The organism is Paenibacillus sp. FSL R10-2734 (assembly GCF_037963865.1).
GTDB lineage: Bacteria > Bacillota > Bacilli > Paenibacillales > Paenibacillaceae > Paenibacillus_AQ.
In genome coordinates, this window is sequence record NZ_CP150170.1 from 6,641,855 (window position 1) to 6,656,651 (window position 14,797).

The following is a 14,797-nucleotide window of genomic DNA, read 5'->3' on the forward strand; positions in this document are numbered from 1 at the left end:
ATGGTTCTTATCATTCACATATTTTTTAGGTGGAGTTGACAAGCATACCCGCCAGGATTTATATTCAGGGTAAGCGTTTACGTAATTCTCAATAAGCAATTTGATTTTCAGAGCGTAAACGTTTAATCTAAGGCTAACCGGAAATCTAAGGAGCACATATGAATGAACCCGACTATTAAAGATGTTGCACAAAAAGCGAACGTTTCCATTGCGACAGTCTCTCGCGTGCTAAACAATTTAAGTGGGTACTCCGACAAGACGAAACAAAAGGTAAATGAGGCCATCAAAGAACTTGGATACCAGCCTAACGCGATTGCTCGTGGTCTAATCAATAAGCGTACGCAGACTATAGGTGTAATGTTTCCAAGTGTATCTGGAGCGTTCTCCTCCGATCTGCTTAAAGGCATTGAGGAATTGGCCAATGACCGCAATTACAGTGTAATGGTATGTAATACCGATCAGGATGGTAAACGAACGTTGAAGTACTTGCAGCTCCTGAGGGAGAAGCAGGTCGATGGTATTATTTACTCTAGTGAAGTCTTGAAAAAAGAGTATTACGATGTGCTAGAAACTATGAAGATCCCAGTTGTGTTGGTCTCTTCCCAAACGGAATTTGCCAGTGTACCTTACGTGAAAGTAGACGATTACCAGGCTGCCTATGATGCTACCCTTTACTTAATTTCCAAAGGTCATAGCAAAATAGCCATGATCAGCGGAAACCCAAGCGATGCTATCGCTGGTGCACCTAGAGCTGAGGGATATCGTAAAGCGCTTGAAGCGAATGGAATTCCTTTCGACAGTCGGTATCTCACTTTTGGAGACTTTGTGTATGAAAGCGGGAGCATTGCAATGGAAGCTCTCTTGGAGCAAGCCCCTGATGTCACTGCCGTCTTTGCTGCTAGTGATGAAATGGCGATTGGAGCTCTCTCCACTGTCATCAAATATGGTTTAAGTGTTCCCGAAGATATTTCAATTATGGGCTATGACGATCTTGGAATGGCAAAAATGATTATTCCTCCGTTAACTACAGTGCGTCAACCGCTGTACGATATTGGTAAGATCGCCGTGGAAAAGCTTATTCATATGATTGAAACAGGTGAGACTGTAGATAGCAAAATTGTCGATCATTCCATCGTGGAAAGACAAACGGTAAGATCACTTACCTGAGTCTTTTTACCCTTTTAACGTAAACGTTTACTCTTTATTGGTAATGCATATCCACCGCCTAAAAGTAGCAGAATATCAATTAGTTTTCATTTTAAGTACATGTTTAATCTCTTACATGTTCATAATACCAACAAATTATTAGGAGGATTTTATCATGAAAAAAACAATCAAACCCGTAGTGGTTAGCGTACTGGCTATGTCTGTACTTAGTGCCTGTGGTAGCAATAGCGGCAGCAATGCGGCTGACAACAGCACGAATAGCGGTGGAAATACCTCCGGTGAAAAAGTAAAAATCGAATTTTTCCAAGGTAAGGCCGAAGCGAAAGCCACTTTCGACAAGCTGGTTGCGAAATTTAATGAAGCTAATCCGAACATCGTAGTCTCCCAAGTTAATCCACCGGATGCTGAAACTGTACTAAAGACTCGTGCGGCTAAGAAAGACATTCCTGACGTGGTTGGTATGGGTGCTACAGATACCTACAAGACTTTATCCGCAAGCGGTCTGTTTGAAGACTTCACTGCTGATCCGCTAGCTAAAAATATTCAGCCTGCATATGTTCAAATGATGAAAGACCTGACGGGTACTGACACGCTGAATGCACTTCCATTCTCCTCCAACGCAAGTGGTGTCATCTACAATAAAGCAATGTTCGCTGAAGCTGGCGTAACCGTGCCGACAACTTGGGATGAATTCATTGCTGTTGCTCAAAAGTTCAAAGATAGCGGTAAGAATGCTTTCTATCTAACATTTAAGGATGCGTGGACAACACTTACTCCTTTCAATTCCCTTGCAACGCTCATTAAAGGTAATGATTTCTTCAAGGAGCGTACAGCAGGTACTGTGACTTTCGCAGACAGCTACAACGAGGTTGCTGAAAAGCTGCTTAAGCTGACGGAATACGGACAGAAAGATATCTTTGGTAAGAATTACAATGACGGAAATACAGCATTCGCAAAAGGTGAATCAGCAATGTACCTACAAGGGGTATGGGCGATCCCAGAAATCGTGAAAGCTAATCCATCCATTGAACTTGGCGTATTCCCGTTCCCAGCAACAAGTGATGCTGCCGATAATAAGGTCATTTCTGGCGTAGACACGTTACTGACCATCTCCAAGAACACTAAGCATAAAGAAGAAGCAAAGAAATTTATAGATTTCCTGCTTCAGCCTGAGAATGTCACCCTTTACATCAACGAGCAAAAAGCATTCCCAGCTATTCAAGGTGTAACACAGGATGATCCAACAATGGATGGCTTCAAAGAAGCTTTTGCAGCAGGTAAATTAGCTGACTTTGCTGACCACTACATCCCAAGTGCAATGAAAGTGGAAACCATCAATCAAGCCTTCTTGCAAAAGAAAGATATTAATGCTTACCTAAAACAGCTTGATACAGAATGGGATAAGGTAGCTGACCGGAAATAACTAGACCAGACATACATGAACCGCGAAAGAGAACGGGGCTTCCCCTCTTCTCTTTCGCTTTTACAATGAGGAGGATTACATGATGGCCAAACGCCGAGTCGCCTTTTATCTGATGACTATACCGGCATTACTTCTTTTCTTTGCCTTTCATACCTTTCCTGCACTGCAGGGTATATATTATTCGTTCACAAACTGGGACGGCTTTAGTGACAGCTTTGATTACGTAGGATTTAAGAACTTCGTTAACATTTTTCAAGACGAAAATGTGTTGAATTCATATGTGTTCACTTTTAAATATGCCATTCTTACAACGATTCTTATCAACATCATCAGCTTATTGATTGCGCTAGGACTAAACGCCAAAATTAAAGCCAAAAACTTTTTCCGTGGTGTATATTTCCTGCCGAATATCCTCAGCGTGCTGATTGTCGGCTTTATTTTCAACTACTTGTTCGCTAATGTATTCCCAATCTGGGGTGAGAAGCTCGGCAGCGAATTCCTTTCGCAGAACATTCTCGGTAACTCCGACTGGGCCTGGATCGGTATCGTCATTGTAGCCGTTTGGCAAGGTATTGCTTATAACACGATTCTTTATTTGGCCGGTCTACAAACCATACCTCATGATCTTTACGAAGCTTCCAATCTGGACGGCGCTAGCCGCTGGAGAGAATTCTGGAGTATTACGTTTCCAATGCTTGCCTCCTTCTTCACGATTAATATGGTGCTCGCGATGAAGGGTGGACTTATGGTATTCGACCAAATCGTCGCCTTGACAGGCGGTGGTCCTGGACGTTCAACGCAATCTATTGCCCACTTAATCTACACAGGTGGCTTCCAGGGCGGAGAATTTGCTTACCAATCGGCGAACGCCGTGATTTACTTTATCGTGATCGTCGTTATCTCCGCCCTTCAGCTTAAATTTCTGCAGAAACGGGAGATGGACTTATGATCAAAAAATCAACGAATTGGCCTGTAACGATTCTTATCGCCCTAGGCTCACTACTGATCCTGTTTCCGCTGTACATGACCATAGCCATCGCACTCAAGAATCCCGAGGAAATGGCTCAATCTATCTTTGCACTGCCGACTGGCCTGCATTTTGAGAACTTCACCAATGCGATTAAAGCAACGAATTTCTTCAATGCATTAGGAAATAGTACCGTGATTACTATTACAACTGTTGTGTTCATATTGCTTACCAACTCCATGGTAGCCTATGCGATAGCACGTAATATGAAGCGGAAATTTTTCAAAGTACTCTACTTTTATTTTATCAGTGCTATGTTTATCCCTTTCCAGATTATTATGCTGCCTGTGGTCAAAGTGACGACAGATCTGCACATGAACAACATTGTAGGGATTATTATTCTATATGTCGTTTACGGTCTGGCCTTTAACGTATTTGTATACACCGGTTATATCCGCTCCATTCCGTATGAACTGGAAGAAGCGGCTACAGTAGACGGCGCATCGACATTCGGAACATTCTGGAAGATTATTTTCCCACTTCTTGCTCCTGTTAGTGCAACGATCGGTATCCTGTCTTGTCTTTCGACTTGGAACGACTTTATGCTACCGTTGGTTCTGCTCGGTGATCAGGATTCTTACACGCTTCCACTTGTACAATATGTCTTCCAAGGTCAGTTCAGCACAGACTTCAACTTAGCCTTTGCTTCTTATCTACTCGCATTAACCCCGATGCTTATCGTCTATTTGTTCGCACAAAAATGGATTATCAGCGGACTAACATCAGGGTCCATTAAATAAAAAATAGTTAGATCTATATAGAGATAGGAGATTACAACCATGAATAAGAAATGGTGGAAAGAAAGCGTAGTGTATCAGATTTATCCCCGCAGCTTCAAAGACAGCAACGGTGATGGCATCGGTGATCTACAAGGAATTATCTCGAAACTCGATTATTTAAATCATCTTGGTGTCGACGTAGTCTGGCTGTGCCCAGTTTACCAGTCGCCTAATGATGATAACGGTTATGATATCAGTAATTATCAAAGTATTATGGATGACTTCGGAACACTCTCCGATTGGGAGGAACTGCTAGCTGGACTTCACAGCCGTGGCATGAAGCTGATAATGGACCTTGTGGTCAACCATTCCTCAGATGAGCATGCTTGGTTCGTGGAATCCCGCAAATCGCAGGATAATCCTTATCGTGATTATTATATCTGGCGTCCTGGTAAGGATGGACAGCCGCCTAACGACTGGGGCTCTTTCTTTAGCGGATCGGCTTGGGAATACGATGAGAAGTCAGAAGAATATTATTTGCATCTCTTCTCCCGTAAACAACCGGACCTAAATTGGGACAATCCGAAGCTCCGCCAGGAAATCTACGATATGATGACCTGGTGGCTGGATAAAGGAATTGACGGATTCCGCATGGACGTAATCAACCTGATCTCCAAAGTACCGGAATTACCTAGCGTTTCTGGGGAAAGCAACGGAGAACAGCCTACGTACCATTTCGGAGGAGATTATTTCGTTAACGGTCCGCGCGTACATGAGTATATGCAGGAAATGAACCGCGAGGTACTATCCAAGTACGATATCATGACAGTAGGCGAAGCCGTTAATGTTACTCCAGAAGAAGCTTCACTGTATGTTTCCGAGGATCGCAACGAGCTAAACATGGTATTCCATTTTGAGCTCATGGACGTCGATTCCGGACCTGGAGGCAAATGGAATGTACAGCCTTGGAAGCTGGCGGACATTAAGTCCATTATTTCCAAGTGGCAAGTCGCACTGGACGGTAAGGGTTGGAACAGCTTGTATATGAACAACCACGATCAGCCGCGTATGCTATCCCGCTTTGGGGATGATAAACGGTACCCTAAAGAGTCTGCCAAAATGCTGGCAACACTGCTTCACACACTCCAAGGTACACCTTACATCTATCAAGGTGAAGAAATCGGCATGACAAATGTTCAGTTCGCTTCCATCGACGACTACAAAGATATTGAAATCCTAAATATGTATAAAGAATACTTGGCTGCTGGACACTCGGAAGAAATAATCATGAATTCCATTTACATTAAAGGCCGGGATAATGGCCGTACGCCGATGCAATGGAACTCGGAGCCGCAGGCAGGCTTCACCACTGGCACTCCGTGGCTGGCTGTGAACCCTAACTACAAGGATATTAATGTGGAGAAGGCACTGGCTGATCCCGATTCTATTTTCCACTATTATAAAAAGCTAATTGAGCTGCGCAAGCAGCATGAGATTATCGTATACGGAAAATATACGATCTTGGCCGAGGATAACGAGCAAGTATATGCTTATCAACGTACTCTCGGAGATGAGCAGCTGCTAGTTGTACTGAATTTCTTCGGGGATTCTACGGTATTCGAGCTTCCTTCTACTGTGAAATTCCAAGCGAAGGAACTACTCATTGCCAACTACGAGGTAAATTCAGAAGAAGAAATAAACACGATTCAGCTTCGTCCTTACGAAGCTCGTGTCTATAAGCTTAGCTAGCATAATCCACTGGATTTGGTTAGCTAAGATCAGGATAGAAAAGGAGGCAGCCCAAATGTCAGAGATGACTGCTGGGCTGCCTCCTTTTTATTTAGGCTTCCTCCCCATCATAGGTAGCTGTTCGCACAAAACCACTCGCTATCGGACCTAGTTGACCTTATATTCGACTTTTTTACACTTTTGCGATTTTAACGGACTCCACTGCAGCTATTGGCTTGTAAATCACCAAATATGAGTCAATTCTTATGGAATAGCGGCACTGGGGTCCGCAAGTACCAATGGAGGGGTTGGAGTTAGAGGGTAACGAATAAAAGAGGGTCGTCCAATAGCCTTGAAATGAGAGGAAAGATTAATTAGTTGCGCTGCACGAATTGGACCAAAAACGCAGAGCAACGATCCTACAATAACGGAGAATCGCTACTCTGTTCACTTTTTGTGTTTTTTAGAAAGAAGAAGTCTGTCCCAGGTCGTAGAAAATCTACTTTTGGGACAGCCTCTTCTCTATTTACTTGATTAACCTTCAGTATTTATAATTCCATAATGAATAAGGTCATCATATTTATTTTCTTTATAGATATGCTGTAGTAAAATACCTTCCTTCACCATCCCACATTTTTGCATCACTCGCCCAGAGCCGAGATTTGAAGCAAAGTGTCTTGCATATACTTTATGGTAATGCTTTTCTGAAAAAGCAAACGCAATTACAGCTTTTGTTGCTTCGGTTGCATATCCTTTGCCCCAATCCCCCTCACCTATCCAATATCCAACTTCACCATTTCTGTGTGTTTGATTATTTGTCAGTCCTATAGCTCCATAAAGCTCGTTTGTACTTTTATCAGTAATTGCAAACTCATAATGCATATTATTGATAAAATTCTCCTCATGCGTTTCAATCCATGATATTGCACAATCAATGGGGTATGGATAAGGAAGAGTCAACGTACTTTTGTAGACATTATAATTATTGCAGAGTTCAGAGACACGCTTGGCATCAGATAATTCAAAGGGTCTTAACATCAATCTTTCGGTAGTAATTGTTCTTTTCTCTTGATTGAACATTGCTTTACCTCCGCTTCGTTCACTATCACTGACAGTATTCTCGACATATAAATACTCGAGTCCTACACCGTTCCTCCTACAGTTACTGGATTCACCTGTACCTGTCCCGCATTCAATTTTTCAATAATCGCCAATAAGAAGGTTTCAGCTAGACTATTCCTCTTAATCTGTCGGGCGGCCTCTTCCAAAGTAAACCATTCTGCATGATCCACCTCAGCACTAACCTGACTTAAGTCCTCCGAATCTGCAACACCTATAAAATTCAGCATCAGCGTATTAGAAGGTGCGAAATACAAGCTGCGCATATATTCATAGGCTACAATATCTAGTCCTACCTCTTCTTTCACCTCGCGAATAAGTGTGGTTTCCGCATCTTCACCTTTATTCACGTAGCCTGCGAGTAATATGTAATCTGGTCGGTTATACTGCTGGATTAATAAAATCTTATTCATATCCCGATTTAATACTGCTGTACTAATTGCCGTGCTAAAAATAGGGAATCTAAACATTTCGCATGCATTACAATAAGGTACTTTCCCTTCCCCATCGCTTTCTTTCATTACTAACGCTGTTCCACATTCGAGGCAATATTTCAAGCTAATCTCTTCCTTCTATAATAAAGTAGTCAATAACTATTCCAGTTGAGGTGGAATACGATGCTGTGTAGCTTGTTCAAACCCATAGGCTATGGATAGGAGCGTAGGCTCGCTATAAGCTTTACCGGAAAAAACTATACCAAAGGGCCCCCTAGTAGGATCGCCGTCGGGATCAATAATGCCTTGAGCTACAAATCCTGCCGGAACGGTAATTAACGGATACCCCAATCGTGCCGCAATGTACATGCCATCCACATCACCAGGGAGCAATAATGCATCCAAACTATATTGTTCCAACACGTAATCTATTCCTTGCTCAAGCGCTAATTCCCTGTATTCTTGTTTCTTTTGCTGATAGTCCTCTTCAGTTAGAGTTACTTCCTCTGATCTTGTTAGTGTGTCTTGACCATATTGCAATGCGATCGCCGCATGCTTTTCATTATAAGCTATCAATTCTTGTAAAGAGTGCACGGGAACGGAATTATCTAATTGAGATAAGTACTGATTGAGCCCCTTTTTAAATTCATAGCAGATCACATCATTGTTCCAGTTTTGTTGTTCAACGTAAAGCGTGACTGGATCTATAATCGTAGCCCCTTCGTTCTTCAAAGTCTGGATTGCTGCTTCCATAATTGAAAGTCGCTCTGCATCTAAATGCTTATAATAATGCCGTGGGATGCCTATTCTTGCTTGCCGTATAAAGCTTTTATCTAAAAATGGAGTATAGTCCGTACAAGCATGCTTCTCACTAGAAAATGTTGCCTCATCCTTCTCATCCACTCCGGTTAGTGCCCCCAAAATAATCGCTGCATCCGTAACTGTTCTAGCTATAGGTCCAGGGGTGTCTTGGCTAACTGAAATAGGAATCACTCCAGTTCGACTGACTAATCCAACGGTTGGTTTGATCCCGACGAGAGCATGCTGACTGGCTGGCCCCACAATTGACCCTGCCGTTTCTGTTCCGATCGATGCCGCTGCCAAATTCGCTGCTATAGCTGCCGCTGGTCCAGAACTAGAGCCACTGACAAATACACTCCCAGGTCCATAAGGATTCAGCACAAGCCCTCCTCGGGAGCTATATCCAGCTGGCATTGAACTGGACATGAAATTAGACCACTCCGACATATTCGCCTTCCCAAGTAAAACAGCCCCTGCCGACCGAAGCTTCGCAGCTACGAAGGAATCTTTTGCCGCAAATGATCCTGCTAAAGCAACTGAACCGGCGCTTGTATGCATGGCATCCCCAGTATCTATATTATCCTTCAGCACAATTGGAATGCCGTGTAAAATCCCCCGACTTCCTTTTTCCTTACGTTCATTATCCAGTCCTATCGCGATGCCTATAGCATCTGGATTTATTTCTAAAATAGAATTCATGTCTATATCGTACTTATGAATCCGCTCCAAATATGCTGCTACCAGTTCTTCTGAGCGGACTAGTCCTGCTTCCATAGCCATTTGCAGCTTTGCAATATCTGCTTCTATAATCCATTCCTGAAGTTTGATCTTCATCATAGCAGCTCCTTCAAGTATAATCGCCTTCGGCGTCCTTATAAGGACGGGAAGCGTTTAGCGAGAAATATAAGGATAAAGTATAGTGTGAACCGTATACTTTCTTACATTTCAAAATAATGTAATTCTCCCTAGCATAAACCTACCACAAATTCTTAGCTCAATGACATGACGAATTTGACTATAATTATTTTGATCTGTTATTTGACTCCCTCGGCTACAGATGATAGGGTATTTTCGAAGTTAAATTTTTCCGGGAGGGAATGCCCATGACGGAAGTAAAGCTAAGCATCGGATACGACGAATTCGAGGAAGGCCAAAGAATTGGCTCGGAAATTGAGAAGCTTGGCAGCAGCTCAGAAAGTGCGTCGCTGACCAGCCTGATTATCGGTGATTGGGGGCAAGCCTACGAAAATAGTTCGGAAGAGGTTGTAGAGGCACTGGTTACGCATAGCGCTAGCTTCCCTGCTTTGCGCAAGCTTTTTGTAGGTGAAATGAGCTATGAAGAATGTGAGATTTCTTGGATTACCCAAAGCGATCTATCACCACTGCTCCCCGCTTTTCCAGAGCTACAATCACTCACCATTCAAGGTGGGAATGAGCTGAGCCTATCCGAATTAAAGCACGATAAGCTGGAAGAACTGATTATTATTAGTGGAGGCTTAAGTAAAGCCGTACTTGAACATATTGCAGCTAGCCAATTGCCGAATTTGCGCAAGCTGGAGCTATATCTAGGCGTAGAGGATTACGGATTTGACGGAGGCCTCGCAGATCTTCTCCCTCTCATAGAAGTCGGAAAGTTCCCTAAGCTTACTTATCTAGGCTTAAAAAACAGCCAAATCCAAGATGAGATCGCAGCTGCATTAGCAAATGCTCCGATTCTAGATCAACTGGATACGCTCGATCTGTCGCTCGGTACCCTCACCGACGAGGGTGCAGAATTGCTTCTAGCAAGCGATAGAATCAAAGGACTTAAGGCATTGAACCTAAGTCATCATTATATGTCTGACGAGATGATTAGCCGCTGGCAGAAGAGTGGGTTGCCTGTCGATGTCAGCGACAAGCAGGAAAGCGATGATGAGGAAGACTGGCGTTATCCTTCCATCACAGAATGAGCCCCACATGAGGCCGATGATCGTTATCGGTATTCCCGGTGATAAACGGACTAGCGGCATCCAAGAGGCGCGTTCCGATCTCGGAATGCCCCCCGCTATCATTTTATCGTACCCTGAGTTTCTGCAAGGTAGATCGTTAGGTGATCTTATGGAAGAGCAGAATAACGGGGTAGATCTCAGTGCAGCACCCCCGCTACTTAGACTGGAATCACCTGGAAGCAGCTTCGAGGTAGAACGGGCCTTAATCGCTCTAGGCGCACCGGATTCGGATGATATTGACGATTCGCTTCATCCCTACGCCGATAGACCTGATCCGCGACCACTCCGCGTGAAGGTAGCCCGTCAATTGAAGGATATGCAAGGTGTCCTGCATCATCCATCCCAATGGTTCCGCGGGTACTGCCGGATGCTGGCTAGATTACAGCGCGAGGCCAAAACCGCATGTCCAGGTTCGCTATGGTTAAATGACCCTACTGACATTGCGGCCATGACCGATAAACGCCAAACACAACAGATTCTGAGTGAGGCAGGTATTCCAATCCCTCGCCCAGTTGGTGAAGATCAGCAGCCTACGGATTATGCCTCTCTCCGAGAGATGATGTTATCCCGGCGTATGCACCGGGTATTCATTAAGCTGGCCTTCGGCTCTGCGGCTTCTGGGGTGGTCGCGTATCAAATCCATCCCGTGACGGGTGCCGAAATTGCCTTAACAACAGTGGGGGTCGAGAATTATATCACTAGACCACCCATTTACTATAATTCCGGTAAACTGCGACGCTACACGGATACCGCCACGATCTCGGGAATTATTAACTGGATCTACCAGCATGGTGCATATGCTGAGCAATGGATTCCTAAAGCGGGGCTTAAAGGAAAAGCTTTCGATATTCGCCAGCTAGTCGTTCTTCGCGAGGCCTGCCACGCGATTGCTCGGGTTAGTCCTACTCCGATTACGAATCTGCATTTACGCAACCAGCGGATGTCTCTTTCAGAAGCCGGTCTGGCTGAACCCATTCAAGAACAAGTGCGGAATACCGCCGTGCAAGCACTGGCTGCTTTTCCACGTTCCGGAGTAGCGGGAATAGATGTACTGGTATCTGGGGGTTCGCAGCAATGTTTTGTCGCTGATGTAAATCCATTTGGCGATTTGCTGTACGATGTGAAATACCGCGGCTGCAGCACCTACGAATGGGAAATGAAGGTATTGTCGGCAAGAGACTATATCACGCATCCCTCCACACCGCTTATAAAGGAAGGGTTATCTTAATGGATATGAACACCATTGTCGGCACCCATGACATTCTTATGATCACACTCGATACTCTTCGGTATGATGCTGCTGTTATGGAGGAAGCAAACTGCCCCAACTTGTGCGGAACCGGATCATGGGAGAAAAGACATACCCCCGGCAGCTTTACCTATGCGGCTCATCACGCCTTCTTTGGCGGCTTCTTGCCTACGCCGGCCACAACGGATAAGACGGAGCATATCCGCATGTTCCATTCCCGAAATACCGGAATGAAGACGCATCCCCATACCTGGCTGTTCGATACACCGGATATCGTGTCAGGGTTTGCTGCCGAGGGCTACCGTACGGTTTGTATTGGGGGCGTTATATTTTTCACCAAAAAAAATCCACTCGCGCGCGTATTGCCAAGCTATTTCCAGCAAAGCTACTGGCGGATGACGTTCGGCGTCACTAATCCGCGTTCCACAGAGCATCAGGTCAATCATGCCTTGAAGCTGCTAATGGATACTCCGCGCGAGCAAAGACTGTTCATGTTCCTTAATGTCTCTGCCATCCACGGACCGAATCATTATTTTGTGCCTGGTGCTAAAAAAGACTCCGTAGACAGCCAGCGCGCCGCACTCCGATATGTGGATGGTGAACTGGGCCGATTATTCGATGCGTTCCGGGAACGTGGCAATCCTGTCTTCTGTCTGGCGTTTTCCGATCATGGAACCGCCTATGGCGAAGATGGCTATCAGGGACATCGCCTTGCCCACGAGACCGTGTGGAACGTCCCTTATCGGGAATTTATTCTATAACTTATAGTTTCGTAAATTTCAAGGAAAGGATGGAGAACTGTTATGACGTTATCGTCCTTCTCTTTAGATGAGCTTCACAAATGGAAAGACAGCATTACTGCTCACCCTTACAGATCTTATCTATATTCCTATCCACACAAAACAGCTTACAGGGATCTACAGCCACCGATTCCGTTAGAATCCTTATGGCGGGATGAACCTGCAGAATCTTTTTTTCTATATATGCATATCCCGTTTTGCGGCGCTCGCTGTGGATTCTGCAACCTGTTCACCCTGCCTGACAAACGCGCGAATGTTCACGCTACATACGTGGACGCACTGGAGCGTCAAGCCAAGCAGTGGGCCGAGTTCACTAGACATAAACCTTATGCTCGCTTCGCGATTGGTGGTGGAACGCCTACACTGCTGGCCGCAGACCAGCTTCGCCGCTTATTCAGCATCGCGGTTAATACGATGGGACTGGATAGGAGCTCGGCCTCCATCTCAGTGGAAACTTCGCCAGAGACCATCACCGAAGAAAAACTAAATATTCTAAAAGAGAATACAGTGGATCGAGTCAGTATGGGTATCCAAAGCTTTGTCGCTGCTGAATCGGCAGCTATCTACCGACCACAGAATCCGGATGAGGTCTACCGCGCATTAGAGCTACTGGGGAAATATGATTTTCCCATTCTGAATCTGGACCTAATCTATGGGCTTCCCGGGCAGACGATCGACTCTTGGACTTATTCGCTAAATCAAGCGCTTAGCTATGATCCTGAAGAAATCTTTATTTATCCGCTCTATACTCGTGAGCATACCATTGTGAAGCCAGGCGATATCCGGCGACAGGAGGATATTCGCTTAGACTGCTACAAAACCGCTCAGCAGCTGCTTGAGGCCAGCGGTTATCGTCAATATTCCATGCGTCGTTTCGCCAAAGAAGCCGCAGGAACGGATAAACGCATTCTTGACTACAGCTGTCAGGAAGAAGGAATGGTCGGGCTGGGCTGCGGGGCTAGATCTTATACTCGCAACGTGCATTACGCTTCCCGTTATGGAGTAAGCCGTAAAGCAACCGAGAGCATTATAGCCGATTACGTCGGGGCGGATCGTTACGATACAGCAGATTACGGAATTATGTTAAGTCTAGAAGAACAGAAGCGACGCTTTATTCTAAAGGCGATTTTACATAGTGAGGGTCTAAAGCTTGAGGATTACAGTCAACGCTTCGGAAATTCACTCTGGAGTGATTATCCTGAACTGTCTAACCTGCTTCATACCGGCCTAGGGAAGGAAGAAGATGGCGTCCTGCGCCTCACTACCGAAGGTATGGGCTACTCTGATTCCATAGGTGATTGGTTTATTTCAGGAGAGATACGAGAGCAGATGGAAAGGTTCGTATTACCATGAATGCGGTCCTCTACTACCGTGGAGCTCTCACCTCCTGCAATTATGACTGCCCCTACTGTCCTTTCGGCAAAACAAGAGACAGTGCAGCCACTCTCGCGAAGGATCGGCAAGGGCTGGAGACCTTTGTAGAGTGGGCCTCTCTTCAAGGTGCGGCAGGACATCGACTGTCTATCTTTTTTAATCCTTACGGCGAAGGTCTGATTCATCGTTGGTATAAAGAAGCTATAATCACTCTCTCCCATATGGAACATGTGGATAAGGTGGCAATTCAGACTAACCTTTCGGCAAATCTTGATTTCATCTCCAAGCTGAATCGAAATAAGGCTGCCTTCTGGGCTACTTACCACCCTGGGCAGGTGAGCGAGGATAAATTTCTAACGCAATGTATGACTTTGTACGAGAATGATGTGCCTTTCAGTGTAGGGAGCGTTGGGATACGTAGCGCCTTTCCAGCTATAGCCTCACTTCGCGCAGCACTACCGGAAAGCGTGTATCTATGGGTCAACGCGTATAAAGATAAGCCGGATTATTATACCGCTGAGGATCTTTCCTTTCTAAGCGAGATTGATCCACATTTTGCTGTGAATGCTATGGATTACGATAGCCTTGGTCAAGCCTGCAATGCTGGAAAAGATGTTTTTTATGTACAGGGCGCCGGGCTTGTGAAACGCTGCTATAAGGACAGAGGTGTTATTGGCAATCTCTACCGCGATGGCTTGGAAGGTCTATCCGCTATAAGAAGCTGCCGGATGAAGGTATGCGACTGTTATATCGGTTATGTCCATATGCCAGAGCTGAGGCTACACGACATCTATGGATCAGGACTACTGGAACGAATCCCTTATGGCGCTATGAACCATTGAGTAGAGAATTGCTGTAAGGTCAACTGTATGTAAAATTTCAAGAATTAGAGCCCTGACAGCATTTCAAGACAGGGTTTCTTAGCTTCGTGTGGAATATGAAAAGTAGCTCTCACAGGGCAACAGTAA

At 44.9% G+C, this 14,797-nt stretch carries 13 protein-coding genes; 10 read left to right on the top strand and 3 right to left on the bottom strand.

The features are described from left to right. The first annotated feature begins 162 nt into the window (after positions 1–162). The 5 genes from NSS67_RS28860 to NSS67_RS28880 all read left to right on the top strand — a co-directional run bounded on the left by NSS67_RS28860 (position 163) and on the right by NSS67_RS28880 (position 6,085). Positions 163–1,167, top strand: coding sequence for a substrate-binding domain-containing protein (locus NSS67_RS28860; RefSeq protein WP_339317195.1), 1,005 nt, complete (start codon positions 163–165; stop codon positions 1,165–1,167). A gap of 154 nt (positions 1,168–1,321) precedes the next feature. Further along, positions 1,322–2,590 carry an extracellular solute-binding protein gene (locus NSS67_RS28865; protein ID WP_339317196.1) on the top strand — a complete coding sequence of 423 codons (1,269 nt, stop codon included), beginning with the start codon at positions 1,322–1,324 and terminating at the stop codon, positions 2,588–2,590. Between the two features lie 82 nt (positions 2,591–2,672). Further along, positions 2,673–3,539, top strand: coding sequence for a sugar ABC transporter permease (locus tag NSS67_RS28870; protein ID WP_339320730.1), 867 nt, complete (start codon positions 2,673–2,675; stop codon positions 3,537–3,539). After that, a complete protein-coding gene (locus NSS67_RS28875; RefSeq protein WP_339320731.1) occupies positions 3,539–4,357 on the top strand; it encodes a carbohydrate ABC transporter permease in 819 nt (272 codons plus the stop codon). The genes NSS67_RS28870 and NSS67_RS28875 overlap by 1 nt, the downstream gene beginning before the upstream one ends. A gap of 39 nt (positions 4,358–4,396) precedes the next feature. After that, on the top strand, positions 4,397–6,085 hold the full coding sequence (locus NSS67_RS28880) for an alpha-glucosidase (protein WP_339317197.1): 1,689 nt from the start codon (positions 4,397–4,399) through the stop codon (positions 6,083–6,085). Between the two features lie 513 nt (positions 6,086–6,598). Here the strand turns inward: NSS67_RS28880 and NSS67_RS28885 are convergent. The 3 genes from NSS67_RS28885 to NSS67_RS28895 all read right to left on the bottom strand — a co-directional run bounded on the left by NSS67_RS28885 (position 6,599) and on the right by NSS67_RS28895 (position 9,252). After that, on the bottom strand, positions 6,599–7,144 hold the full coding sequence (locus NSS67_RS28885) for a GNAT family N-acetyltransferase (protein WP_339317198.1): 546 nt from the start codon (positions 7,142–7,144) through the stop codon (positions 6,599–6,601). A 62-nt stretch (positions 7,145–7,206) separates the two neighbouring features. Next, the gene (locus NSS67_RS28890) at positions 7,207–7,704 is read right to left on the bottom strand and encodes an NUDIX domain-containing protein (protein ID WP_339320732.1); all 498 of its coding nucleotides are present in this window, start codon (positions 7,702–7,704) and stop codon (positions 7,207–7,209) included. Positions 7,705–7,776: 72 nt separating this feature from the next. Then, positions 7,777–9,252 carry an amidase family protein gene (locus tag NSS67_RS28895; protein WP_339320733.1) on the bottom strand — a complete coding sequence of 492 codons (1,476 nt, stop codon included), beginning with the start codon at positions 9,250–9,252 and terminating at the stop codon, positions 7,777–7,779. Positions 9,253–9,521: 269 nt separating this feature from the next. On the opposite strand from NSS67_RS28895, the gene NSS67_RS28900 reads away from it, so the two are divergent. Genes NSS67_RS28900 through NSS67_RS28920 form a run of 5 tightly spaced genes read left to right on the top strand, consistent with a single transcriptional unit; the run spans position 9,522 to position 14,671 of the window. Then, entirely contained in the window at positions 9,522–10,367 is an 846-nt protein-coding gene (locus NSS67_RS28900; protein WP_339317199.1) for an STM4015 family protein, read from the top strand. A gap of 7 nt (positions 10,368–10,374) precedes the next feature. Beyond that, positions 10,375–11,634, top strand: a complete 1,260-nt coding sequence (locus NSS67_RS28905) for an STM4014 family protein (protein ID WP_339317200.1) — start codon at positions 10,375–10,377, stop codon at positions 11,632–11,634. Then, positions 11,634–12,416: an STM4013/SEN3800 family hydrolase gene (locus tag NSS67_RS28910; RefSeq protein WP_339317202.1), complete on the top strand. Its 783-nt coding sequence runs from the start codon at positions 11,634–11,636 to the stop codon at positions 12,414–12,416. Before NSS67_RS28905 ends, NSS67_RS28910 begins: the two co-directional genes overlap by 1 nt. 42 nt (positions 12,417–12,458) lie before the next feature. After that, positions 12,459–13,808 carry an STM4012 family radical SAM protein gene (locus NSS67_RS28915; protein ID WP_339317204.1) on the top strand — a complete coding sequence of 450 codons (1,350 nt, stop codon included), beginning with the start codon at positions 12,459–12,461 and terminating at the stop codon, positions 13,806–13,808. Continuing rightward, complete coding sequence (locus NSS67_RS28920; protein WP_339317206.1) at positions 13,805–14,671, top strand: STM4011 family radical SAM protein; 867 nt, start codon at positions 13,805–13,807, stop codon at positions 14,669–14,671. Before NSS67_RS28915 ends, NSS67_RS28920 begins: the two co-directional genes overlap by 4 nt. The last annotated feature ends 126 nt before the right edge of the window (positions 14,672–14,797 follow it).

Coding starts and splice junctions, on each gene's coding strand:
- NSS67_RS28915 (WP_339317204.1), top strand. CDS start 12,459: ATGACGTTATCGTCCTTCTCTTTAGATGAGCTTCACAAATGGAAAGAC.
- NSS67_RS28880 (WP_339317197.1), top strand. CDS start 4,397: ATGAATAAGAAATGGTGGAAAGAAAGCGTAGTGTATCAGATTTATCCC.
- NSS67_RS28900 (WP_339317199.1), top strand. CDS start 9,522: ATGACGGAAGTAAAGCTAAGCATCGGATACGACGAATTCGAGGAAGGC.
- NSS67_RS28890 (WP_339320732.1), bottom strand. CDS start 7,704: ATGAAAGAAAGCGATGGGGAAGGGAAAGTACCTTATTGTAATGCATGC.
- NSS67_RS28920 (WP_339317206.1), top strand. CDS start 13,805: ATGAATGCGGTCCTCTACTACCGTGGAGCTCTCACCTCCTGCAATTAT.
- NSS67_RS28865 (WP_339317196.1), top strand. CDS start 1,322: ATGAAAAAAACAATCAAACCCGTAGTGGTTAGCGTACTGGCTATGTCT.
- NSS67_RS28860 (WP_339317195.1), top strand. CDS start 163: ATGAACCCGACTATTAAAGATGTTGCACAAAAAGCGAACGTTTCCATT.
- NSS67_RS28905 (WP_339317200.1), top strand. CDS start 10,375: ATGAGGCCGATGATCGTTATCGGTATTCCCGGTGATAAACGGACTAGC.
- NSS67_RS28895 (WP_339320733.1), bottom strand. CDS start 9,252: ATGAAGATCAAACTTCAGGAATGGATTATAGAAGCAGATATTGCAAAG.
- NSS67_RS28910 (WP_339317202.1), top strand. CDS start 11,634: ATGGATATGAACACCATTGTCGGCACCCATGACATTCTTATGATCACA.
- NSS67_RS28885 (WP_339317198.1), bottom strand. CDS start 7,144: ATGTTCAATCAAGAGAAAAGAACAATTACTACCGAAAGATTGATGTTA.
- NSS67_RS28870 (WP_339320730.1), top strand. CDS start 2,673: ATGGCCAAACGCCGAGTCGCCTTTTATCTGATGACTATACCGGCATTA.